The organism is Phenylobacterium sp., from assembly GCF_036563285.1.
Classification (GTDB): domain Bacteria; phylum Pseudomonadota; class Alphaproteobacteria; order Caulobacterales; family Caulobacteraceae; genus Phenylobacterium.
The window spans coordinates 108699-132085 of the sequence record NZ_DATCMR010000008.1; the positions used below are offsets into that span (position 1 = coordinate 108699).

The window sequence follows — 23387 nt, forward strand, 5'->3', positions numbered from 1 at the left end:
GCCTTCAGAACTCCAGGACGATCTTGCCGAAGTGCTCGCCGGCGCGCATCGCCTCGAAGGCGGCGCGGGCCTCGGTCCACGGGTAGACCTTGTCCACCACCGGCTTGATGCGGTGCAGTTCGAGGGCGCGGCACATGCTTTCGAACATGTCGCGCGAGCCGACCGACAGGCCCTGGAGCTTGGCCGAGTTGCCGATCAGGCTGGCGGGGTTGAAGGGCTCGCCCGGCCCGGCCACGACGCCGATGATCGCGATGTGGCCGCCGATCTTCACCGCGCGCATCGACTGCTGGATCGTGCCGCCGCCGCCGACCTCCATGATGAAGTCGGCCCCGCGGCCGCCGGTCGCCTCCCGCACCGGCTTCGACCAGTCCGGCGTGGTCCGGTAGTTCACCAGGTGGTCGGCGCCGAGCGCCTTCGCCCGCTCCAGCTTCTCGTCAGAGGACGAGGTGATCAGGGTCCGCAGCCCCGCCGCGTGGGCGAACTGCAGGCCGAAGATCGAGACGCCGCCAGTGCCCTGCAGCACCACGGTGTCGCCGGGCTCCAGCCGCCCGTCGTGGAACAGGCCGCGCCAGGCGGTGAGCGCCGCGCAGGGCAACGTGGAGACCTCGTGGTCGGAGAGGAACTCGGGGACCTTCGAGAGGCCGTCCTCGTGGAAGACGCCGAGTTCGCGGCCGGCGCCCGGAATCGGGTGGCCCAGGGCCGAGCCCAGCTTCTCCAGCGTCGGGGGGCCGCTGACCCAGTTCTGGAAGAACAGCGTCGCCACCCGGTCGCCGACCGCGACGCGGGTGACCCCCTGCCCCACCGCCTCGACCACGCCGCAGCCGTCGGAGAAGGGGGTGATCGGGCCGGCCGTGGGCGGGCCGCGGCCGTACATGCCCTGGACCATGAGCAGGTCGCGGAAGTTCAGCGACACCGCGCGCATGCGGACCAGGACCTCACCCAGGCCGGGTGAGGGGTCAGGGACCTCCACCACCTTCACCTGGTCGAGGCCCCAGGGTTCGGAGACGTTCAGCGCGCGCATGGCCGATCATAGGCCCCCGCAGCCGCGGCTCGGCAAGCCTGACCCGACGTGAGCCCGCCGGATGTTACACGCCGCGTCAGGCCTAGTTGAGCGAGTCAGGGCGACAACTCTCGAGGTCGGTTAAGCTATTGATTGTGCTTGTCAAAGAACGTCTACAGTATAGCGCAAAGGCGCTATTCTGGCGAGGAATAAGCGCGGCTGATGGCGGCGAGCCGCAGGGCGCCGAGCAGGCCCACCACCGACATGGCCGCCATCAGCAGGTAGCCCTGGGCGCCGACGCGGTCGAAGAGCCAGCCGGAGGCCATGGTGGCGAGGCCGGCGAGCACGCCTGAGGAGAGCGCCGAGTTCAGCGACTGGGCGGCCGAGGCGTTGGCCGGCGTGGAGTAGCGCTGCACCAGCTGCAGTGAGGCCATGAAGGTGGCGGCGAAGGTGAGCGTGTGGAGCGCCTGGAGAGGGAAGATCAGCCAGAGGGGTGGGGAGAAGGCGAGCACCGTCCAGCGGAAGACGGAGGCGCCGGCGCCGATGAGCAGGAGGCCCATCGGCCCTATCCGGCGGCGCCACGGCTCCAGGAACCAGAGGAAGCCGATCTCCACGGCGACCGCGAGGCCCCAGAGGATGCCGGTGAAGTCCTCGGCGATCCCCTGCCGCTTCCAGGTGAGCGCCGAGAACGAATAGTAGAAGACGTGGGCCGACTGGATGAGCCCGGCCGAGCCCACGGCCAGCATGAAGCGCGGGTCGCGCAGCAGGCCGTTGATCCCCGCGAACCGCTCGCGGACGGAGAAGTGCGCGCCCTCGTCGTGGACGGTGTCCGGCGGCAGGAGCAGGCGGGCGCCGAGGCTCGCGGACGCCACGGCGGCGACCATCCAGACCAGCACGATCTCCGGCGACCCCCGCGCGAGCAGCCAGCCGACGCCGACGTTGCCGACGATGAAGGCCGCCGAGCCGATGCCCCGCGGCCAGCCGTAGTTGAAGCCGTCCTGGGTGGCGCGCCGCAGCACCAGCACGTCGGTGAGCGGCTGCAGGGTGGCGTACATGGAGGACGCCGCGAACCACACCAGCATCCAGCCGCCGAAGCCCCAGGGCAGCGCCATGAGCGCGTAGAGCCCGGCCACGGCCGCGCCGATGAAGATCAGCGCGGTGCGCCTGAGCTTGAAGCTGTCCGCCCAGACCGCCAGCAAGGGCGCGGTGAACACCCGCGCCAGCATCGGCAGCGACAGGATCAGCCCGATCTGGGCGCCGGACAGCCCGCGGTGCTCGAACCACACGGGCAGGTAGGGCGAGCTCGCCCCCGTGCCGATGAAGATGGCCGAATAGTAGAGGCCCAGGCGGACGGGCAGCGTCATGGCGGACGATTATACGGAGTCGCCGCGGTTGCCGTCCCACCGGGCGGGCGTAATGTCTGAACAACGATAAGGGAGGCGGCGGATGGCGGGTGCGAACAGCCGGGACCGGCAGCTGCGGGAGCGGGCGCAGGCGGTGATCCCGGGCGGGATGTACGGCCACCAGTCGGTGGGGCTGCTGCCGGACGACTATCCGCAGTTCTTCGAGAGGGGCGAAGGCGCCCACATCTGGGACGCCGACGGCAAGCGCTACCTCGACTTCATGTGCGCCTATGGGCCGAACCTGTTCGGCTACGCGAACCCGGAGATCGACGCGGCCTACGTGCGCCAGCTCGGCGCGGGCGACACGCTGACGGGCCCGACCGGCCTTATGGTCGAGCTGGCGGAGGCGCTGGTGGGGATGGTCAGCCACGCCGACTGGGCGATGTTCTGCAAGAACGGCACGGACGCGACCTCCATGGCGCTGGTGGTCAGCCGCGCGCACACCAAGCGGAAGACGGTCGTCAGGGCCAAGGGCGCCTACCACGGCGCGGCCGCCTGGTGCACGCCCAGGCCCGCGGGCGTGATCGAGACCGACAGGTCGCACCAGATCTTCTACGATTACAACGACGTCGGCAGCCTGGAGGCGGCGGTGGCGCAGGCCGGCGACGACCTGGCCTGCATCTTCGCGGCGCCCTTCAAGCACGACGCCTTCATCGACCAGGCCGAGCCCGACCCGGCCTATGCGCGCCGCGCCCGGGAGCTGTGCGACGCCACGGGCGCGCTGCTGGTGGTCGACGAGGTCCGCGCCGGCTTCCGGCTCACCCGGGACTGCTCGTGGACCAAGCTCGGCGTGCAGCCGGACCTGTCGAGCTGGGGCAAGTGCCTGGCCAACGGACATGGACTCTCGGCCCTGCTGGGCAACGACAAGGCGCGCCAGGCGGCGGCGTCGATCTACGTCACCGGCTCGTTCTGGTACCAGGCCGCACCCATGGCCGCGGCGCTGGAGACGTTGCGGCTGATCCGCGACACCGACTATCTGGAGCGCATCACCGCGCTCGGCGAGCGGTTGCGCGGAGGGCTCGCCGAACGGGCCAAGGCGGCGGGCTTCGGCTTGCGCCAGAGCGGCCCTGTGACCATGCCGCTGTTCCTGTTCGACGACGACGCGGACCTGCGGAAGGGCTTCTGCTTCGCCTCCGAGATGCTGGCCCGCGGCGTGTACATCCACCCCTGGCACAACATGTTCCTCTGCGCGGCGATGACCGAGGCCGACATCGACGAGGCCCTGGCCGCCGCCGAGGGCGCGTTCGCCGCGCTGAAGACGCAGGTCCGCGACCTCGCGCCTGTCGAGAAGCTCGCCTTCCTCTCCGCCGGAGCCCGCTGATGGACGACTATTCCGAGTACGACGGCCTCGGCCTTGCCGAGCTGGTCCGCAAGAAGCAGGTCACGCCGGCCGAGCTGGTGGAGGCCGCGATCGAACGCATCGAGCGGCACAACCCGACGCTGAACGCCGTGGTCTACAAGGGCTACGACGACGCGCGGAAATGGGCCGCCGGCGACCTGCCCGACGGCCCGTTCAAGGGCGTGCCGTTCCTGATCAAGGACCTGGGCATCCAGGTGGCGGGCTGGCCGCGCACCCACGGCAGCCGCTTCGCCAACGTCGTCGACGCCGAGGACACCGGCCTGACCCGCCGCTACCGGCAGTCCGGGGTGGTCCCGCTCGGCAAGACCAACACGCCCGAGTACGGGATCACCGGCACGGCGGAGGGCCAGCGCCTGGGCGCCTGCCGCAACCCCTGGAACCCCGACCACATCTCCGGCGGCTCGTCGGGCGGCGCGGCCGCGGCGGTCGCGGCCGGCATCGTGCCGCTGGCGCACGCCTCGGACGGCCTGGGCTCGATTCGCATCCCGGCGGCCTGCTGCGGGCTGGTGGGCCTGAAGGTCACCCGCGACCGCAATCCGAACCTGCCGGACGCGTTCGACTACACGCTCGGCAACGTGGTGGACCACGTGGTGACCCGCACCGTGCGCGACAGCGCCGCCATGCTGGACGCCACCGGCCATCCGGAGCCGGGCTCCCCCTATCCGCCCCCGCCCAAGGCGCGGCCCTACATGGAGGAGATCGAGACGAGCCCGGGGCGCCTGCGGATCGCCTGGTCGTGGGAGACGCCGTCGGGGCGGCCGATCAACCCGGAGATCCAGGCGGCGCTGGAAGCGACGGCGGACCTGCTGAAGGGTCTCGGCCACGAGGTGTTCGAGCGCGGGCTGGGCATCGACTACCGGGCCCTCTACGCCAGCCGCGGACCGGCGGCGGCCGCCAACTTCGCCTCGGGCATGGAGCGCCTGATCGCCGAGGTCGGGCGCGAGCCGGAAGAGGACGAGCTGGAGCCGCTGACCTGGTCGATCCTGAAGGCCGGGCGGCGGCAGGCGGGCGCGGACGTCATGCGCTCGCTGCAGGACACCCGGATGCTGAACCGCCGGACGCTGGCGGCCTTCGAGGACATCGACGTCTACCTGTGCCCGGTTCTGGGCGAGCCGGTGCCGGAGGTGGGCTTCATCGACCCGGTGAACCTGGAGCCCAAGGAGGTGAACCGCCGCCAGGGCCGCATCTACCCCTACACCCCGCCGTTCAACTATTCCGGCCAGCCGTCGATCTCGTTGCCGCTGCACATGGATGCGAAGGGCCTGCCGATCGGGATGATGTTCACGGCCAAGTACGCCGACGAGGCGACGCTGTTCCGGCTGGCCGCGCAGCTGGAGAAGGAAGCCCCCTGGAAGGACCGGCGGCCGGCGATCTACGGATGAGCCGCGGCTGGCTGGTGGCCGCAGCCCTGCTGGGGCTGGCTAGCGTGGCGTTCGGCGCGTTCGGCGCGCATGGCGTGGCCGATCCGAAGGCGCAGGAGTGGCTGCGCACCGGCGCGGTCTACGGCTTCGTCCACGTGCTGGCGGCCTTCGCGGCGGAGCGGTTCGGGGCGCGGTGGGCGCAGGGCTTGTTCGTGGTGGGCGCGGCGATCTTCGCCGGGACGCTGTGGGCCATGGCGATGGGTGGCCCGCGGGTGCTGGGCGCGGTGACGCCGGTGGGCGGGCTGAGCCTGATGGTGGGATGGGGGCTGATGGCGTGGCGCGTGGCGCGGCGGCCAGATCCCTGAGTGTCACCCCGGTTTAGGCGCAGCCGAAGACCGGGACCCATAGACGCTGGAGCACCAGGAGAGGACGCGGCTGCGCCGCGCGATATCGCCACGATTGGTGTTCATGGGTCCGGTCTTTCGCTTCGCGGAAACCGGGATGACACCTTAGTGGGAAGGCGCCTTCCTTGGCAGGGCCATGAGGTGCAGGGCTGCAGCGGAGCCCGCCATCGACAGCAGCATCACGATGGCCATCGGACGAGGCGTGCCGTCGTGGAAGATGCCGGCCAGGGCCGAGGCGCCGGCGCCCGCGGCGAAGGCGAGGCCGCCCTGCAGGGCCGAGATGGAGCCTGCTCGCCTGGGGTCCACGCTCAGCGCGCCGGCCATGGTGTTGCCCTGGATGAAGCCGTAGGTCGCCAGCAGGGCGAACAGCAGCGGCAGCACGGTCCACATGCCGCCGAGGCCGGTCACCGCCACCAGCGTCAGCGCGCCCGCGAAGCCCACCGCCACCAGGCTCGATCTGGCCAGCACCTGGTCGGGCGTGCGGCGGCGCAGGAGGTGGCGGTTCACCTGGTTGGCGCCGATCACGCCGGCCGCGTTGAGGCCGAACACCCAGCCGAACTGGGCCGCGGGGATCTTGTAGATCTGGATCAGCAGCTCCGGCGACGAGGAGATGTAGGTGAACAGCGTCGCGCCGTTCAGCGCCCCGGCCAGGCCGTAGCCCAACAGGCGGCGCTGCTTCAGGAGCTCCGCATAGGCGCGCACCGGGTGCTCGGAGCGGGCATGCGCCGCGGTCTCCTCGGAGCGGGACTCCGTCATCCGGAACCAGGCCGCGAGGCCGACGGCGACGCCGAAGGCCGCCATGAACCAGAAGATCAGCCGCCAGCCGCCCACCGCCAGCAGCAGGCCTCCGCCGAGCGGCGCCAGGATCGGGGCCAGGCCCATGATCAGCATGAGCAGGCTGAGCATGCGCGCGGTCTCGGTGTGGTCGAAGCGGTCGCGGACCACGGCGCGGGAGACGACGCCGCCGGCGCAGGCGCCCAGCGCCTGGACGAAGCGGCCGACGATCAGCTGTTCCGGCGTGGTGGCGAGCGCGCAGGCGGCCGAGGCCGCGATGAAGATCGCCGTGCCCACCAGGATCGGGCCCTTGCGGCCGAGCCGGTCGGAGGCCGGACCGTAGAGGAACTGGCCGAGCGCCATGCCGGCCAGGAAGGACGAGACCGTGGCCTGGGTCTGGCTGGCGGTGGCCCGCAGGTCGCCCCCGATGGTGGGCAGGCTCGGCAGGTACATGTCGATGGCCAGCGGACCCATGGCCGTCAGCGAGCCCAGGAGGATGACGAGGCCCCAGGGCGTTCGGTCGGGTTTCGAGGCGGCGGAGGTCACGGGCGACAGCTAGGGGCTTGGGGAGCCCACCGAAAGGCTTCCGCGGCGAGAACGTTTCCGCCCCTGGTCTTTTGCGGCAATGGTGACGGCCGCAGAGGGAGGCCGCCGATGTCCGCGCTCGAGACCATGATGCCGCCGGTGCAGCACGCCTCGGTGAACGGGGTGGAGCTGGCCTACTACGAGGCGGGGCCGCGCACGGGCACGCCGATCGTGCTGTGCCACGGATTCCCGGAGCTGGCCTTCTCCTGGCGCCATCAGATCAAGGCGCTGGCCGACGCCGGCCGCTGGGTGATCGCACCGGACCAGCGTGGCTACGGGTTGTCTTCCCGGCCGGAAGCTGTCGCGGACTACGACATGGCGCACCTGACCGGCGACCTCGTCGGGCTCCTCGACCACCTGGGCGCGGAGAAGGCGGTGTTCTGCGGCCACGACTGGGGGGGCATCGTCGTGTGGCAGCTGCCCCTGCTCCATCCGCAGCGCGTGGCCGGGGTGATCGGGCTCAACACCCCCTTCATGCCGAGGCCGCCGGCCGACCCGATCGCCATCTTCCGGGCGCGCTTCGGCCCGGACATGTACATCGTCTGGTTCCAGACCCCGGACGAGCCCGAACAGGTGCTGGGCGCCGACGTCGAGAAGACCATGCGCTTCTTCATGCGCAAGCCGCGGGCGCTGCAGGCGGCGGCGCAGCCGGCGGAGGGCGGCTCGACCTTCGCCTTCAAGGAGATGCTGGCCAGGTTCGACCCGAGCGACGAAGGCGCCCAGTTCCTGCGGCCCGACGAGCTGGCGGTGTTCGTGGAGGCGTTCCAGCGCACCGGCTTCGGCGGCGGGGTGAACTGGTACCGCAATTTCACCCGCAACTGGGAGCAGGCCGAGGGGACCCTTCAGCGGATCGACGGCGTTCCCTGCCTGATGATCACCGCCGAACTTGATGCGGTGCTGACCCCGGCCATGGCCGAGCACATGCCGCTGGTGGTGGGCGACCTGGAGATGCACATGGTGAAGGGTTCCGGCCACTGGACGCAGCAGGAGAAGCCGGAAGAGGTGAGCGGGCTCATCCTTGACTGGCTCGGCCGCCGTTTCCCGCAGTAGGTTGGCGCCCATGGAACGCAGCACGCCCCCGCCCGCCGTCTCCGCCCCCGGACACCGGCGCGGGCTGTTCCCCGAGAGCGAGGCCTTCGCCTCTGGCTGGCTGCCCGCCGCGGGCGGGCACGAAATCTACTATGAGGAATGCGGCAAGCCCACCGGCAAGCCCTGCGTGATCCTGCATGGCGGGCCGGGCGGGGCGATCAACCCGACGATGCGCAGGTTCTTCGATCCGTCGAAGTGGCGGATGGCCCTGTTCGACCAGCGCGGCTGCGGCCGCTCGCGGCCCAACGCGAGCCTGGAGGACAACACCACCTGGGCGCTGATCGAGGACATCGAGCGGCTGCGCGAGCACCTCGGCGTCGAGAAATGGTGCGTGTTCGGCGGCTCGTGGGGCTCGACGCTGGCGCTGGCCTACGCGATCACTCACCCGGAGCGGGTCGAAAGCCTGGTCTTGCGGGGCATCTTCCTGCTCACCAAGCGCGAGCTCGCCTGGTTCTACCAGGACGGCGCCTCGATGCTGTTCCCGGACGCCTGGGAGCGCTTCTGCCGGCCCATCCCGGAGGCCGAGCGCGGCGACATGATCAGCGCCTACCACAAGCGCCTGACCCACCCCGACCGCCGCGTCCAGGCCGAGGCCGCCGCCGCCTGGAGCCAGTGGGAGGGGGACACCATCTCGATCCGCGGGCCGGAGGCCCGCCCCTCGAAGTTCAACGAGATCGACTTCGCCATCGCGTTCGCCCGCATCGAGTGCCACTTCTTCGCCAACCTGGGCTTCTTCGGCCAGAAGGGCGGCGACGGGGACGGTTGGATCCTGCGGAACGCCGAGAAGATCCGCCGCATCCCGGGCTGGATCGTGCAGGGCCGCTTCGACGTGGTGACACCCATGGAGGCGGCCTGGAAGCTGAAGACCGCCTGGCCGGAGGCCCGCTTCGAGGTGGTCTGGGACGCCGGCCACGCCTCCACCGAGCCGGGGATCGTCGACGCGCTGGTCCGGGCGACGGACCAGGCCTTCAACGTCTGAGGCGGCGGTGAGCCGCTCGGCGATCGTCCGCAGCTATCTGAAGGCCATCGAGCTGCGCAAGGACGTGCTCGGTTTCTACGCCGACGACATCGTGCAGGAGGAATTCCCCAACCGCCTGTCGCCGAACGGCGCCACGCGCGAGCTCGCCGACCTGAAGGCGGCCGGCGAGAAGGGCCGAGACGTGATGCGCTCGGAGATCTACGAGATCGTCAACCTGGTGGAGGCCGGCGACACCGTGGCCGCGGAGATCATCTGGCGCGGCGTGCTGGCGATCGCCGTGCAGAACCTGAAGCCGGGCGACGTGATGAAGGCGCGCTTCGCCGTCTTCTTCGAGTTCGAAGGGGAGAAGATCCGCCGCCAGCGCAACTACGACTGCTTCGAGCCCTTCTAGAGCAGCGAGCCCTTGCCGCTGGCGACCTCGTTGTAGCGGTGCACGCGCACGCTGGAGACCAGGCCGAAGCCGATCATCACCGTCAGCATCACCGTGCCGCCGTAGGAGAGCAGCGGCATCGGCACGCCGACCACCGGCGCCAGGCCCATGACCATCGCCCCGTTGATCAGGACGTAGAGGGTGAAGGTCGCCGTCGTCCCCGCCGCCGCCAGCCGCCCGAAGTGGCTGTGGCTGATGTAGGCGGTCCTGAGCGCCATGAAGATCACCGCGGCGTAGAGGATCAGCACCGAGGTGCAGCCCAGGAAGCCGAACTCCTCCGCCAGGGTGGCGAAGATGAAGTCGGTCTGCTTCTCCGGCAGGAAGTTGAGCTGGCTCTGCGAGCCCAGGCCGTAGCCCTTGCCCAAGAGGCCGCCGGAGCCCAGGGCGATCATCGACTGCAGGCTGTGATAGCCGGTGCCGGACGGGTCGCGCTCCGGGTGGAGGAAGTTGAGCACCCGCTCGCGCTGGTACTCGTGCATGACGAACATCACGAACGGCGGGACGACGGCCAGGAAGGCTAGCGCGCCGCCGGCGATGATCCGCCAGTCGAGCCCGGCCAGCACGATGATCGCCGCCCCGGTCATCAGGATCAGCATGGCGGTGCCGAGGTCCGGCTGGTGGGCGACCAGCAGCACCGGGGCCATCAGCATGGTGGCGGGGATCAGCAGCTTCCAGGAGAGCCTCGCGGTCTCGGCCGAGGCGGAGTGGTAGAAACGAGCCAGGCCCATGACGATGCCGAGCTTCATGATCTCCGACGGCTGGAAGCTGAACGAGCCGATGGCGAGCCAGCGCTGGGCTCCCAGGCGCGTGTCCCCCACCGCCTCCACGGCGACCAGCAGCAGGAGGCCTACGGCGTAGATCGGGTACGACAGCGCGAACCAGACCCGGATGTCGATCATCGCCAGGCCGATCATCAGCGCCAGGCACAGCGAGAAGCGCATCACGTGCTTGGCCGCCCACGGATCCCACGAGGAGCCCGCGACCGAGAACAGCATCACCGCCCCGGCGCCGGAGATCAGGCACAGGGTCAGCACGAAGATCCAGTCGATCTCCGACAGCTTGACGATCAGGCGGTCGCGTTCACCCGGACGCGTGAGGGCCGAGACGGTCATGCCGGGCCCCGCGTCGCAGGCGGCGCGGCCGGCGCCGGGCCGGAGGCCGGCACGGTGGTCGGCGGCGCGATGGCGGGGGCGTCAGGCACCAGGTCGGTCTCCGGGTCGGGGACCATCTCCGGCATCGGCAGCGGCCGCTGGATGCGGGCCATGAGCTCGGGGTCCTTAAGCAGCGCCACGCGCATGATCTCGCGGGCCCTGGGCGCGGCGGCGGCCGAGCCGCCCATGCCGTGCTGCACGATGACCGCGATCGCATAGCGCGGCTGGTCGATGGGGGCGAAGGCCACGAACAGGCCGTGGTCGCGCAGCCGCCAGGGGCCGCCCTTGCCGCGCGGCATGCCGGCCTTGTAGCTGTAGACCTGCGCCGTGCCGGTCTTGCCGGCCATCAGGATGTCGCCGAGGCCCAGCTGGCTGGCCACGTAGCCGGTGCCGCCCGCCTCCGTCACCGCCGCCATGCCGTCGCGGACGTAGTTCAGGTGGTCCTGGGTGAAGGGCAGGTCGGGAACGGCGTTGCCGGGGGGCAGCTCCTTGCCCCCGATGGAGCGGATCAGCCGCGGATTGAGCGCCTTCTTCCCGTTCGCCAGCCGGGCGGTCATCACCGCCAGCTGCAGGGCGTTGGCGGTCAGCATGCCCTGGCCGATGCCGTAGGAGAGGCTCTCCCCGGCGTGCCACTTGGGGTCCTTCTTGCGGTACTTCTTCACCCACTCGGTGTCGGGGACCGTGCCCTTCTTCTGGCCGGGAATGCCGATGTCGAAGGTCTGGCCGAAGCCGAACGAGCGGGCCACCTTGGCGATGCGGTCGGGGCCGACGCGCAGGGCCACGGAGTAGAAGTAGACGTCGCAGGAGTTCTTGATCGCGTCGCGCATGTTCTGCGCGCCGTGGCCGCCCTTCTTGTGGCAGCGGAAGTAGCGGCCGCCGAACTGCATGCCGCCGCCGCAGACCACGCGGGAGTCCGGATCGATGCCGGCCTCGAGCGCCGCGAGCGCCGTCATGGTCTTGAAGGTGGAGCCCGGCGGGTAGGTGCCGGACAGGCACTTGTCGAGCAGCGGCTTGCGCTCGTAGTTGGCCAGCGCCCGGTACTCGGCGCCCTGCAGGCCGCGGACGAACTTGTTGGCGTCGAACGAGGGGCCGGAGAACATGCACAGGATGTCGCCGGTGCGGCAGTCCATCATCACCGCGCCGCCGCTCTCCTGGCCGAACACCTCCATGGCGCGGTTCTGGACGTCGACGTCGAGGGTGAGCTGGATCTCCTTGCCCGGCACGGCGGGGATGTCGCCGTTCGGGTCGTGGCGCACCTCGCGGCCGTTGGCGTCCACCTCCACCTTCTTCGCGCCGGGCCGGCCGCGCAAATCGAGGTCGAAGGCCTTCTCCACGCCCTGCTTGCCGATCCGGAAGCCCGGGTGGAGCATGATCGGGTCGGCGTTGGGGCCGGTGGGCTCGATGTCCACCTTGTTCACCTTGGCCACGTAGCCGATCACGTGGGCGAAGGCGCCGCCGTGCGGATAGAAGCGCACCTCCGCCATGTCCGCCTCGACGCCCTTCAGCTCCGGCGCGCGGACGTTGATGGCCGAGAACTGCTCCCAGCTCATGTCCTCCATCACCGACACGGGCGAGCGCTTGGGGGCGTTCTTGATGTCGCGGACGAGGCGCTTCTGGCGGGCGTCGTCGAGCGGCACGAAGTTGGCGAGGATCTTCAGCGTGGACTCGGGGTCCATGTCCTTGTCGCGCGCCACCAGCAGGCGGAAGTTCGGCCGGTTGGCGGCCAGCACCTCGCCGTTGCGGTCGACGATCAGCCCGCGCGGCGGCGGCACCAGCTTGAAGTTGAACTGGTTCGAGGCCGACATCTTCTCGTACCGCTGGGTCTCCAGCAGCTGCAGGTAGGCCAGCCGGCCGCCCAGGGCGCTGATCCCCACGCCCGCGAACCCGCCGAGCAGGAAGGCCCGGCGGTGGAACACGCCCTGCCGCTCGTTGACGTCGGAGAAGTAGATCGCCGGTTCGGCCATGGACCTAACGGAACCTCACGTCGGCGTCCTCGAACCGTTCGATGAGCCGGTGTGCGAAGGGATAGAGAAGGACTGTGGCGACGAATTGCCAAGCCACGGAAACCAGGCTGGGCTGCGACTTCACGTCCAGCATGATGAACAGGTAGCCGCCCAGCATGGCGGTGGCCGTGACCACGCCGTACCAGCTCCACAGGATGGTGCGGCTCTGCCCGGCCATCATGTTGCGCCCGGCCAGCACCAGGCCGTAGGCGAGCAGCAGGCAGACCGCCCACAGGCCCATCGCCCCGCCCCAGAAGATGTCGAGGAACAGGCCCATCAACAGCACGCAGAAGGGCGCCAGGACGGAGGGGCGGATCACCGCCCAGGCGAACACCGCCGCCATCGGGAAGACCGGCTCCGGCAGCTGCAGGCCGAACACCCGGATCGGGATGCCGAAGAGGATCGTCGCCGCCAACGCCTGGAGCATGGGAATGCCCAGCCAGCGCCAGGGCTCCATGGAGCGGGCGGCGCTCATGGCGAGGGGGTCGCGGGCGGGGCGGCCTTGGGCGCCGGCGCAGCCGCCTTGGGCTGAGGCGTGGCGGCCTTCGGCGCAGGCGTCGTCTTCGGCGCCGGCGCCGTTCCGGCGGCCTTGGGCGCCGGCGTGCCGGTGGTCTTCGGCGCCGGGGTCCCAGCCGTCTTGGGCACGGGCGTCGCGCCAGCCTTGGTCGGCGGCGTGGTTCCGGCGGCAGGCGCAGCAGCGGGCGCAGCTCCGGCCGGCGCGGGCGGGCGGGCTCCGGTCCCGGGCGGGGCGATGGAGTCCGGCAGGACGTTCATCGGCGGCAGGCCGGCGGGCGGCGGCGGGACCTCGGAGTTCTCCAGGCCCTTCTCGTTCACCAGCTGGGTGAAGTCCTCGAACAGCAGGATGCGCACGAAGTCGATGGCGGCGCGGTCCGAGGCCAGCACCACGCGCCAGCGCCCGTCGAGGCCCTTCACCGCCGTGCCGACCGGCAGGCCGCGCGGGAAGATGCCGCCGTCGCCGGAGGTCAGCACCCGGTCCCCCTCCTTCAGCGGGTCGATGCCGCGCAGGTAGTCGAGCCTCGGGTTGGGGCCGCCGTCGCCGGTGAGAATCGCGCGCGCATTGGTGCGGTCGATCATCACCGGGGTGCGCGAGGCGATGTCGGTGAGCAGCAGCACGCGGCTGGCGTTGTCGGTGACGCCGATGACGCGGCCCACCAGGCCGTTCTCGCTCATCACCGGATTGCCGACCTTGATCCCCTTCTCGCGTCCGGAATTGGCCAGGCGGGTGTTGGCGAAGGGACCGCGGCTGTCGGTGACCAGGCGGGCGGCGACCATCGGGATCGGCGGGTCGAGCTTCAGGCCGAGTAGTGTGCGGTAGCGCTCGTTCTCGTCCTTCAGGGCCACGGCCACGTCGCGCCACTGGCGCATGGTCGAGAGCTCGCCCTTCAGGCGGCGGTTCTCGGAGACGGCGAAGAAATAGCCCTGGATGGTCTGCACCCCAGCGCCGGTCCAGCGGCCGGGTGCGGAGAGCGCGTCGCCCACCGGCGCCAGGTAGCGGTCCGAGACGCTACGGGTGGCGCCATAGGCCTCGTTCTGGAAGGTCTCGCGGCGGTCGGCGAGCAGGAAGGAGATCGCGCCGACGGCGGCCACGATCAGGGCCACCGCCGCCGTCCAGGTCAGCGGGACCTTCAGTTCACCGAGCTGATTGTCCCGTAAGGACACCTACCGCCTCGTCTTTCCGCAGGTCTGCGACAGCCCCCCGTCGCCCCGGGATGAGTCTGCTCGCGAGAGCCTAGGCTAGCGTGGATTCGAGGACGCCCTTCATCCATTTCGGATGTTCGAGCACCTTGCCGCACCCCAGGGCCACGCAGCTCAGCGGGTCGTCGGCGACGGTCACCGGCAGGCCGGTGTGGTCGCGGATCTCGGCGTCCAGGCCGCGCAGCAGCGCCCCGCCGCCGGTCAGCATGATGCCCTTGTCGGCGATGTCGGAGGCGAGCTCCGGCGGGGTGGCTTCCAGCGCCATCTTCACGGCATCGACGATCTGGCCGACCGGCTCGGAGAGCGCGTCCGACGCCTGCTTCTCGGAGATCCGCACCTCGCGGGGCACGCCCTGCATCAGGTCGCGGCCCTTGACCTCGATGGACAGGCCCTCGCCGTCGGCGGGGGCCCGGGCGGTGCCGATCTCTTTCTTGATCCGCTCGGCGGTGGTCTCGCCGATAAGCAGGTTATGGTTGCGGCGCATGTAGCTGATGATCGCCTCGTCCATCTTGTCGCCGCCGACGCGGACCGAGCGCGAATAGACGATGCCGGAGAGCGAGAGCACGGCCACCTCGGTCGTGCCGCCGCCGATGTCGACAACCATCGAACCGGTGGGCTCGTGGATCGGCAGGCCGGCCCCGATCGCAGCAGCCATGGGCTCGTCGATCAGGCCCACGCGGCGGCCGCCGGCATTCAGGCAGCTGTCGTTGATGGCCCGGCGCTCCACGGCGGTGGCGCCGGACGGCACGCACACGATCACCTTGGGGTTCACGAAGCCCTTGCGGTTGTGAACCTTGCGGATGAAGTACTTGATCATCTCCTCCGCGACTTCGAAGTCGGCAATGACCCCGTCGCGCATGGGGCGGATGGCTTCCATGTGGCCCGGCGTGCGGCCCAGCATCTGCTTGGCCTCGATGCCCACGGCGTGGACGACCTTGCGGCCGCCGACGTTGCGCAGCGCCACAACCGAGGGTTCGTTCAGCACGATCCCCTTGCCCTTCATGTAGATCAGGGTGTTGGCGGTGCCGAGATCGATGGCGATGTCGTTGGAGATCGCGCCGAAGAGGGAAGAGATCATGCAGGGCCCTGGAGCAGGAAGGGGGCGGAGAAGTCCGGTCCGCCTGGCTCCCCGAGGCGACCCGAACTGCGCCGTAGACTGCGCTGAGTCGCTAGGAATTGCCTGGCAGGTTCATGCCCCTGTGCCCCGCTCCTTTGCTGAATTCAAGGCTTAAAGAGCACTGTGCGCTTTCGCGTCGCGCGCGAGTTCCTGCAAAGCTACGCGTCACGCTCCGGCCGCATTTTCGCGCCTCGCGATTCCCCGGCTTTTCAAGCCGCTTCGTCGCCGAGCAGCAGCGCGCGTGCATGGGGCAGCGCCAGCACCGCTTCCGGGGCGCCTTCCGCGACCACCGCGCCTCCCTCGAGCACGAGTATCCGGTCAGCCAGCCGCGCCACCTCCTCGATGTCGTGGCTGACCAGCAGCATGGGGATAGAGAGCCCCTGCCGCAGCGCGGCGATCTCCGCGTGCAGGCGGGTGCGGGTGCGGCGGTCCACCGCAGAGAACGGCTCGTCCAGCAGCAGCACGGCGGGGTCGCGAGCCAGGGCGCGTGCGATCGCGACCCGTTGCCGCTGGCCGCCGGAAAGCTCCGCGGGCTTGCGCCGCTCGAGCCCCTCCAGGTGAACCCGGGCGAGAAGCCCCGCTGCCGCGTCCCGGCGCTCCGCCGCAGGCCGGTGCCCCAGGGCCAGGGCGACGTTCTGCAGCGCCGTCAGGTGGGGAAAGAGCGCGTGCTCCTGGAACACCAGGCCGACCCGGCGGCGGTGGGAAGGCAGGTTCACGCCGTGATCGCCGTCGAACCAGACCTCCCGCCCGACCGAGATCCGTCCCGAACCGACCCGGTAGAGCCCCGCCAGCGCGCGCAGCAGGGTCGTCTTGCCGGCCCCGGACGGCCCCACCACGCCCAGCACCTCGCCCGGCGCACAGGCGAAGGATAGGTCCAGCGGGATCGGCGCCGCCTGCCGCAGGCGCACCTCGAGGCCCTCAGCCATGGCGGCGGCCCACCCGCGCCGAGAGCCCGTGCACCACGGCGATGGCGGCGACGGAGAAGGCCAGCAGGGCCGCGCTCATCGCCCCGGCCGCGGCCGTGTCGAACGCCTGCACGCGGTCGTAGATCGACAGCGCCAGGGTCCGCGTCTCGCCGGGGATCGAGCCGCCGACCATCAGCACCACGCCGAACTCGCCCATGGTGTGGGCGAAGGTGAGCGCAAGCCCGGAGAGCACGCCGGGCCACGCCAGCGGCAGCTCGACGCGCCAGAAGGTCCGCCAGGGCGACAGCCCGCTGACCCACGCCGCCTGCCGCACGTCCGGCGGCAGGGCCTCGAACGCCCGCTGCATGGGCTGGACGGCGAACGGCAGGTTGAAGATCAGGCTGGCGGCGAGCAGGCCCTCGAAGCTGAAGGCCAGCGGATGGCCGAAGGCGCGCGTCCAGGCCTGACCGAGGGCCGAGTTCCCGCCCAGGGCGGTCAGCAGGTAGAAGCCGAGCACGGTGGGCGGCAGGACCAGCGGCGCGGCCACCGCCGCCTCGACCAGCCCTTTGCCCGGAAAGCGCCGGAACGCGAGCGTCCGGGCGAGCACGACGCCCAGCGGCAACAGGACCGCCGCGGTCCAGCCGGCCAGCTTCAGCGAGACGCGGAAGGCCTCCCAGTCCATCGGCGTCAGCGCTTCGGCAGGGCGAAGCCGTATCGCGCGAAGATCGCCCGCGCCTCCGGCCCATGCAGGAATCCGTAGAACGCCCTGGCGGTGGGGCTCGCCCCCTTCAGCAGCACCGCGCGCTGGCGCAGCGGCTGGTGCCATTCGGCCGGCAGCAGGACGAACGTCCCGGCGCCCTTGACCGCCGCGGTGGTCGCGAGCGAGAGCGGGATGATGCCGGCCTGGGCCGAGCCCGAGGTGGCGAACTGCGTCGCCTGGGAGACGTTCTCGCCCAGCACCAGCCTGGGCTCCACCGCGGCCCAGACGCCGGCGTGCTGCAGCGCCTCGCGGGCCGCGCGGCCGTACGGCGCATGCGCCGGATTGGCGATGGCGAGCTTCTTCAGCCGCCCGTCGCGGGCCGCCGCCGCCAGGTCCCTAAGCCGGCCGTCGGCGCGCACCGCCGAACCTCTCGGCGTGAAGACCCCGATGCGGCCGACCGCGTAGAGCTCGCCGGCCCCCTCGGTTCGTCCGGCCCGCTGGAGCTGGGCGACGTAGGCCTCGTCGGCCGAGAGGAAGACCTGGAACGGGGCGCCGTTTCGGATCTGCTGGGTGAAGGCGCCCGACGAGCCGAAGGTCAGCCGGACCGACTGACCCGTCTTCCGCTGGAAGGCGGCGGCGACCTCCGGCAGGGCCGCCTGCAGGTCGGAGGCCGCGGCGACCGGCGGGCCGTCCTGCGCCCGGGCCAGGGGCGCGATCAGCAGCGCGGCGGCCATGGCAAGCAGCAGGCGCATCATTCCACCGCCAGGATCACGTGCGGCGCCTTGATCAGGGCAGTGACGGCGTCCCCCGGCTTCAGGTCGAGCTGGGCGGCGCTCTCGCGGGTGATGGTCGCGGTCAGCGTCTTGCCCTGGCCGATCTCCAGGGTCACCTCGCTGTTCACGGGGCCGTCCTCGCGAGCGAGAAGGCTGCCGGTGATCTGGTTGCGGGCGGAAGTCATCAGCCCCTCGCCCTTGGCCAGCACGATGAAGCTCGACTTGATCAGGGCGATCGCGGGGCTGCCGACCGCGAGGCCGAGGTCGGCCACGCTGCCCCGGGTGATGACGGCGACGATCTCCACGCCGTCCGCGACCTGCAGGGTCACTTCGGCGCTGACCGCGCCGTCGCTGATGCGGGACACGGTTCCGCGAAGCGCGTTGCGCGCGCTCGTCCTCATGCCCAGGCTCCAGATGTCGGCGATCACGCCCTGCTCGAGCCGTTCGACGGTGCGGGCGAGCTCGTCCTCGACGCGGCGGAAGGCGGCGATCAGGGCCTCCCCCCGCGGTGTCAGAGTGGCGGCGCCGCCCTGCCGTCCGCCAGCGTGGGCGGCGACCAGGGGCTGGTCGAAGAGGTTGTTGAGCGCCTGCACCGCGTCCCAGGCGCCCTTGTAGGAGAGGCCCAGCCGCTCGGCCGCGGCGCGGATGGAGCCCAGCTCGCCCACCGCCTGCAGCAGGGCGATGCGCTCGGCGCCGACGCGCGCGCCTTCGCCTCGGCGAAGGGTGACGGCGGCGTGCAGCGCGGACATGGGCGTTATGTAGCTGAACTACATAACGCCGTCACCCCATGGAGCGGCGCCTCATGCCGGCGAGTTCGCGGAACAGCAGCACGGCGCCGAGGGACAGCAGCGCCGGAAGCACCCCCCAGCCGGCCCAGGGCCACCCCATGGCGAAGAGAGCCGTCGCCGCGCCCAGCAGCATGCCGAGGAAGAGGCCGCCGAGCGCCACCACCCAGTTGCCCCCGCCCCGCCGGCGGAACTCGCTGCGCTTGCCCGGGGTCTGCCACCACAGGTGCATCAGCGCGCTGGCCACGACGCAGGCGGCGCTGCCGAGCGTCGCCGAAAGGCCGGCGACCGGCTCCAGGACGATCAGCGGCAGCAGGAAGGGGGCGAGCAGGACCGCCACCGGCAGCACGGCCGCCGCGAGCTTGCCGCGTCCGACCTGGCCTTCGGCGGCCGGGGCCGACTTCAGCAGGTCGGGCGCGTCCTCGGCCGAGACGGTGATCCACGCGAGGCTGCCCGCCACCTGCCCGGCCATGAGCACCAGGCCGGCCGCAGCGCCGGGGATGGCGAGGCGGTTCTCCTGGCCCGCCTCCCGCAGCAGCAGGAAGCCCAGCGGCAGGAGGTAGAGCACCCGCAGCAGCACCTGGGTGATCAGCGCCGGGTCGCGCGCCAGCAGCCGCAGCTCCTTGCGAAGGGTGGCGGCGTACACCCCCTCGGCGAAGGCGCCGGCGAGCCCCGCCCGCCGCGTGCGCCCCCCGGCTCCCGCGCCTGCCGCCGCAGCGGCGTCGGCGGCGAAGCGCGGTCCCAGCCAGGCGTTAGCCGCCGCGAAGAGGGCAAGGCCGCCGGCGAGTAGCGCCGCCAGCGGCAGCGGGTCGCCCGCCGCGGCCCGCAGCGGCCAGTCGAGTCCGGGCAAGGCGCGGACCGCAGGGTCGGCCGCGCGCCGCGCGACCATGGCGTAGAAGCTCTCCGAACCGGCCTCGCCCAGCAGGGTGCGCAGCTGGGTGGCAATGAAGAACGCCGCCCCGATCAGCGCCGCCATCACCTGCGCAACCGTGCGGGTGCGCCGCGGCCCCAGCAGGCGGAACAGGCCGGCCGACAGCAGCAGGCCGACGCCCGCCGCACCCAGCGCCAGGGCGAGCAGGACCACCAGGGCGGCCAGCCATTCCGGATGGCCCATCACCGCGATGCCCACAAGCGGCCCGCCGACGAAATAGGCGAAAGTCCCGAACACCCCCAGCGCCACCCCAAGGAAGCGCACGCTCATCACGTGGCGGGACGGGAACGGCGAGGAGAACAGCAGGTCGAGGTCGTTGCGCTCGTAGAGGGCGTCGACGGCGGCGGCGAGCGTCTGCGAGAGCATCAGGGTGAAAACGGCGACGAGGCTCACCGCCACCACCGCGCCCGCAGCCGGAAATGCGGTGACGTCGACCTTGCGCAGCACGAACCCCAGGGGCACGCCGACGGCGCCCAGCAGGAGCAGCGGCGGGAGCGCGCTGAGCCACAGGCCGAGTCTCGCCCACTTGCGGTTGCGCCGGCTGAACTGGCGGCGCCACATCAGCCGCAGCTCGTGCCGCAGCAGCCAGAGCGTGGAGCCCGGAGCGGCGATCACGCCGCGGTGCCCTGCCCTTCGGCGGTGAGCTCCAGGAACACGTCCTCCAGGGTGGCGCGCGCCTCGCCGGTGCGGGCGCGCAGCTCCTCCAGCGTGCCTTCGGCCAGCAGCCGGCCGTGCTGGATGATGCCGATCCTGTCGGCCATCCGCTCGGCCACCTCGAGGATGTGGGTGGTCAGGATCACCGTGGCGCCGTCGCGGACCCGCTGCTGCAGCAGGTCCTTCACCTGGCGGGCGACCGCGGCGTCGAGGCCGGTGAGCGGCTCGTCCAGGATCAGCAGGCGGGGCTCGTGGATGAGGGCGCCGGCCAGGGCGGTCTTCTGCTTCATGCCGCGGGAGAAGCCCTCGCAGCGTTCGCCGCGGTTCTCCCACAGGCCCAGCCACTTCAGCAGCTCCTCGGCGCGGGCCCGGGCCGTCCTGGCGTCCACGCCCCAGAGGCCGGCCACGAACTCCAGGTACTCCATGGGGTGGAGCCGGTCGTAGAGCAGCGGCTCGTCGGGGGCCCAGGCGATCAGCTGCTTGGCCGCGGTGGGATCCTTCAGCGCATCGACGCCGAACACCTCGATGGCGCCGCCGTCCGGCTTCAGCAGGCCGGCGACCATGCGCAGGGTGGTGGTCTTGCCGGCGCCGTTGTGACCCAGCAGCGCGTAGAGCTCGCCCGCGCGGACCTCGAAGGCCAGGTCGTCGACCGCCCGCTTGGCGCCGAACGCCTTGGTGAGGCCGCGGATGGAGAGCGCATGGGTCATGGCCTAGTCGTGGCCGGCTTCGCGCGAGCGGGCAAGCCGGCTCAACCGAGGGCGGTGGCCACCACGCCCACGGCGGCGAGCGCCCCGCCGACCCACTGGCGCAGCGACAGCCGCTCGTTGAACAGCCGCCGACCGGCCGCCGCCGCGATCGGGGCCTCGATGACGCCGACGGCCCGCACCGGGCCTGCCGGCGCCAGCGCCAGGGCGGCGAACCAGCAGGCCGAGGCCGCCGAGCCGAAGAACCCCGCCGCCAGCGACGGCTTCCACGAGGCGGCGACCGCGCGCAGCGCCGCCGGCCGGGTGAGCGCCAGGGTCGCGGTGAGCACCACCGTCTGCAGGGACTGGGCGACCACCACCGCGGCGGCGGCCGAGAACAGCGGGTGCGCCGGGTCGAACGCCAGCCCCGCCTGCCGGTAGCCGTTCAGCGCCACCGCGAAGGCCGCGCCCGACGCCAGGCCCAGCAGGGCTCCGGGCAGCGCGCCCGCCGTCTGCCCGCGCTTTGGCCACGAGAGCACCACCAGGCCCGCGGTGGTGAGCGCGATGCCGCCCCAGGCCTGCGCCGACAGCCGGTCTCCGAGCACGGCCCACCCCATCAGCGCCGCGATCGGCAGCGAAGCCTGCTGCATCATGGTCGCGACTGCGAACCCCGACCGGTGCATGGCCAGCAGCAGGGCCGCGGTGGCGCAGACCTGCGCGAGCGCGCCGGCGCAAGCTCCGAGCCAGAACCGGACGCTGGGCTCAGGCGCCGCCGCCGGCGTCAGGGCCCAGACCACCGCCAGGATCGCCAGGGAGAACGGCAGGCCGAACAGGAACCGGACAAGCGTGGCGCCCCACGGCCCGGCGTCGCCGACCAGCCCCCGCTGCAGGGCGTTGCGCGCCACCTGCAGCGGCGCGGCCGCGGCCGTGAGGAGGATCCAGAGCATGTGAGTGCGGCGCGCGCGAGCGCGCGCCGGGCCCTAGAACCCGCTCGCGATGGCGTTCGGCGCGCTCTTCTCCTTGCGCGCGAAGAGGTTGTTGAGCGCGTTCACATAGGCCTTGGCCGACGCCGTCAGCGTGTCGGTGTCCGCCGCCTGCCCCGTGGCGATCCGGCCGTCCTCCTCCAGGCGCACCGAGACCTGCGCCTGGGCGTCGGTCCCTTCGGTCACCGCGTGCACCTGGAACAGGCGCAGGATGGCCTCGTGCGGGATGACGTTGTGGATGGCGTTGAACACCGCGTCGACCGGGCCGTCGCCGGTGGCGTTGGCGGACTTCTCCTCGCCGTCGATGGTGACCGTCAGGAAGGCCTCCTGCGGCCCCTCGGTGCCGGCGATGACCCGCAGGTGCTTCACCTGCACCTTGTCCGCGGCGCTCGCCAGCGCATCGTCCACCAGGGCCACGATGTCGTCGTCGAAGACGTGCTTCTTCTTGTCGGCCAGGTCCTTGAACCGCTGGAAGGCCTCGTTCAGGGCGTTCTGGCCCAGCTCGTAGCCCAGGTCCTTCAGCTTCTCGCGGAAGGCGTGGCGGCCGGAGTGCTTGCCCATCACCAGGTTGGATTCCACCTGGCCGACGTCCTCCGGCTGCATGATCTCGTAGGTGCCGCGGTCCTTCAGCATCCCGTCCTGGTGGATGCCGCTCTCATGCGCGAAGGCGTTCTTGCCGACGATCGCCTTGTTGAACTGCACCGGGAAGCCGGTGATCGCCGAGACGTAGCGGCTGGCGCGGTTGATGTGCTGGGTCTCGACGCCGGTGAAATAGGGCAGCCGGTCGCCGCGCACCTTCAGCGCCATGACGATCTCTTCCAGGGCCGCGTTGCCGGCCCGCTCTCCGATGCCGTTGATCGCGACCTCCACCTGCCGCGCGCCGGCCTGCACGCCCGAGAGGCTGTTGGCCACCGCCAGGCCCAAGTCGTTGTGGCAATGGGTGGAGAAGATCACCCGGTCCGCGCCGTCGACGTTCTCGATCAGGTCGCGGAAGATCTCGGCGTATTCCGACGGGTAGGTGTAGCCCACGGTGTCGGGGATGTTGATCGTGGTGGCGCCCGCCTTGATGGCGGCGTCCACGCAGCGGCGCAGGAAGTCCTGCTCGGTGCGCGTGGCGTCCTGGGCCGACCACTCCACGTCGCCGCACAGGTTGCGCGCGTGCGTCACCGACTTGGTGATCATCTCCAGGATGTCTTCCTGGCTGGCGCGCAGGATGTGGTCGCGGTGGCTGGGGCTGGTGGACAGGAAGGTGTGGATCCGCCCCCGCTTGGCCTTGCGGATCGCCTCGGCGCAGCGGTCGATGTCGGCGGCGCCGGCGCGGGCCAGGCCGCAGACGGTGCTCTCGGTGACGATCTCGGCGACCGCGCGCACGGCTTCGAAGTCGCCGTTCGAGGCGATCGGGAAGCCCGCCTCGATCACGTCGACCCGCATCTCTTCGAGGATCTTCGCGAGCTCGATCTTCTCTTCCAGCGACATGGACGCGCCCGGCGACTGCTCGCCGTCGCGCATGGTGGTGTCGAAGACGATGACGCGGTCGCGCTCGCTGCGGGGCGCTTCGGATACGGGGACGATCATTTCGAGGATCTTTCGCGGAGGTTTCG

General features: G+C 71.3%; 22 protein-coding genes. 6 read left to right on the top strand and 16 right to left on the bottom strand.

Features of this window, described 5'->3' with window-relative positions; all coding sequences use genetic code 11:
- Positions 1-4: 4 nt before the first annotated feature.
- Both VIL76_RS08815 and VIL76_RS08820 read right to left on the bottom strand, forming a co-directional pair.
- Positions 5-1021 (bottom strand): NAD(P)-dependent alcohol dehydrogenase, encoded by a 1017-nt coding sequence (locus VIL76_RS08815; RefSeq protein WP_332044650.1) that lies wholly within the window; start codon positions 1019-1021, stop codon positions 5-7.
- 173 nt (positions 1022-1194) lie between these two features.
- The gene (locus tag VIL76_RS08820; RefSeq protein ID WP_332044651.1) at positions 1195-2364 is read right to left on the bottom strand and encodes an MFS transporter; all 1170 of its coding nucleotides are present in this window, start codon (positions 2362-2364) and stop codon (positions 1195-1197) included.
- A gap of 82 nt (positions 2365-2446) precedes the next feature.
- Here VIL76_RS08820 and VIL76_RS08825 point away from each other — a divergent pair, with 82 nt between their 5' ends.
- From VIL76_RS08825 to VIL76_RS08835, 3 genes are read left to right on the top strand one after another with little or no spacing between them, the layout of a single operon-like run.
- A complete protein-coding gene (locus VIL76_RS08825; protein WP_332044652.1) occupies positions 2447-3724 on the top strand; it encodes an aminotransferase class III-fold pyridoxal phosphate-dependent enzyme in 1278 nt (425 codons plus the stop codon).
- On the top strand, positions 3724-5145 hold the full coding sequence (locus tag VIL76_RS08830) for an amidase (protein WP_332044653.1): 1422 nt from the start codon (positions 3724-3726) through the stop codon (positions 5143-5145). The genes VIL76_RS08825 and VIL76_RS08830 overlap by 1 nt, the downstream gene beginning before the upstream one ends.
- Positions 5142-5489 (top strand): DUF423 domain-containing protein, encoded by a 348-nt coding sequence (locus VIL76_RS08835; RefSeq protein WP_332044654.1) that lies wholly within the window; start codon positions 5142-5144, stop codon positions 5487-5489. The genes VIL76_RS08830 and VIL76_RS08835 overlap by 4 nt, the downstream gene beginning before the upstream one ends.
- 144 nt (positions 5490-5633) lie before the next feature.
- On the opposite strand, the gene VIL76_RS08840 is transcribed toward VIL76_RS08835, so the two are convergent.
- Positions 5634-6848, bottom strand: coding sequence for a multidrug effflux MFS transporter (locus VIL76_RS08840; RefSeq protein WP_332044655.1), 1215 nt, complete (start codon positions 6846-6848; stop codon positions 5634-5636).
- A gap of 108 nt (positions 6849-6956) precedes the next feature.
- On the opposite strand from VIL76_RS08840, the gene VIL76_RS08845 reads away from it, so the two are divergent.
- From VIL76_RS08845 to VIL76_RS08855, 3 genes are read left to right on the top strand one after another with little or no spacing between them, the layout of a single operon-like run.
- Complete coding sequence (locus VIL76_RS08845) at positions 6957-7937, top strand: alpha/beta hydrolase (protein WP_332044656.1); 981 nt, start codon at positions 6957-6959, stop codon at positions 7935-7937.
- A 10-nt stretch (positions 7938-7947) separates the two neighbouring features.
- Positions 7948-8955 carry a prolyl aminopeptidase gene (gene pip, locus VIL76_RS08850; RefSeq protein WP_332044657.1) on the top strand — a complete coding sequence of 336 codons (1008 nt, stop codon included), beginning with the start codon at positions 7948-7950 and terminating at the stop codon, positions 8953-8955.
- 7 nt (positions 8956-8962) lie between these two features.
- Positions 8963-9346, top strand: a complete 384-nt coding sequence (locus tag VIL76_RS08855) for a nuclear transport factor 2 family protein (protein WP_332044658.1) — start codon at positions 8963-8965, stop codon at positions 9344-9346.
- On the opposite strand, the gene rodA is transcribed toward VIL76_RS08855, so the two are convergent.
- From rodA to VIL76_RS08920, 13 genes are all read right to left on the bottom strand, one after another.
- The gene (gene rodA / locus VIL76_RS08860; RefSeq protein ID WP_332044659.1) at positions 9343-10497 is read right to left on the bottom strand and encodes a rod shape-determining protein RodA; all 1155 of its coding nucleotides are present in this window, start codon (positions 10495-10497) and stop codon (positions 9343-9345) included. The two genes, VIL76_RS08855 and rodA, sit on opposite strands and share 4 nt — an antisense overlap.
- Complete coding sequence (mrdA, locus tag VIL76_RS08865) at positions 10494-12500, bottom strand: penicillin-binding protein 2 (protein ID WP_332044660.1); 2007 nt, start codon at positions 12498-12500, stop codon at positions 10494-10496. Before mrdA ends, rodA begins: the two co-directional genes overlap by 4 nt.
- Before the next feature lie 4 nt (positions 12501-12504).
- Positions 12505-13014, bottom strand: a complete 510-nt coding sequence (locus tag VIL76_RS08870) for a hypothetical protein (RefSeq protein WP_332044661.1) — start codon at positions 13012-13014, stop codon at positions 12505-12507.
- Positions 13011-14219, bottom strand: coding sequence for a rod shape-determining protein MreC (gene mreC / locus VIL76_RS08875; protein WP_414695422.1), 1209 nt, complete (start codon positions 14217-14219; stop codon positions 13011-13013). Before mreC ends, VIL76_RS08870 begins: the two co-directional genes overlap by 4 nt.
- Positions 14220-14289: 70 nt before the next feature.
- Positions 14290-15333: a rod shape-determining protein gene (locus VIL76_RS08880; RefSeq protein WP_012522835.1), complete on the bottom strand. Its 1044-nt coding sequence runs from the start codon at positions 15331-15333 to the stop codon at positions 14290-14292.
- A 248-nt stretch (positions 15334-15581) separates the two neighbouring features.
- Positions 15582-16298, bottom strand: coding sequence for an ATP-binding cassette domain-containing protein (locus VIL76_RS08885; protein WP_332044662.1), 717 nt, complete (start codon positions 16296-16298; stop codon positions 15582-15584).
- Positions 16291-16959 carry a molybdate ABC transporter permease subunit gene (modB, locus tag VIL76_RS08890; RefSeq protein ID WP_332044663.1) on the bottom strand — a complete coding sequence of 223 codons (669 nt, stop codon included), beginning with the start codon at positions 16957-16959 and terminating at the stop codon, positions 16291-16293. The genes VIL76_RS08885 and modB overlap by 8 nt, the downstream gene beginning before the upstream one ends.
- Before the next feature lie 5 nt (positions 16960-16964).
- Positions 16965-17732, bottom strand: a complete 768-nt coding sequence (gene modA, locus VIL76_RS08895; protein WP_332044664.1) for a molybdate ABC transporter substrate-binding protein — start codon at positions 17730-17732, stop codon at positions 16965-16967.
- Complete coding sequence (locus tag VIL76_RS08900) at positions 17729-18499, bottom strand: TOBE domain-containing protein (protein ID WP_332044665.1); 771 nt, start codon at positions 18497-18499, stop codon at positions 17729-17731. Before VIL76_RS08900 ends, modA begins: the two co-directional genes overlap by 4 nt.
- A 31-nt stretch (positions 18500-18530) precedes the next feature.
- Complete coding sequence (locus VIL76_RS08905) at positions 18531-20081, bottom strand: hypothetical protein (protein WP_332044666.1); 1551 nt, start codon at positions 20079-20081, stop codon at positions 18531-18533.
- The gene (locus VIL76_RS08910; protein ID WP_332044667.1) at positions 20078-20827 is read right to left on the bottom strand and encodes an ABC transporter ATP-binding protein; all 750 of its coding nucleotides are present in this window, start codon (positions 20825-20827) and stop codon (positions 20078-20080) included. The genes VIL76_RS08905 and VIL76_RS08910 overlap by 4 nt, the downstream gene beginning before the upstream one ends.
- A gap of 41 nt (positions 20828-20868) precedes the next feature.
- A complete protein-coding gene (locus VIL76_RS08915; RefSeq protein ID WP_332044668.1) occupies positions 20869-21750 on the bottom strand; it encodes a DMT family transporter in 882 nt (293 codons plus the stop codon).
- A gap of 33 nt (positions 21751-21783) precedes the next feature.
- Positions 21784-23361 (bottom strand): 2-isopropylmalate synthase, encoded by a 1578-nt coding sequence (locus VIL76_RS08920; RefSeq protein ID WP_332044669.1) that lies wholly within the window; start codon positions 23359-23361, stop codon positions 21784-21786.
- Between the last annotated feature and the right edge of the window lie 26 nt (positions 23362-23387).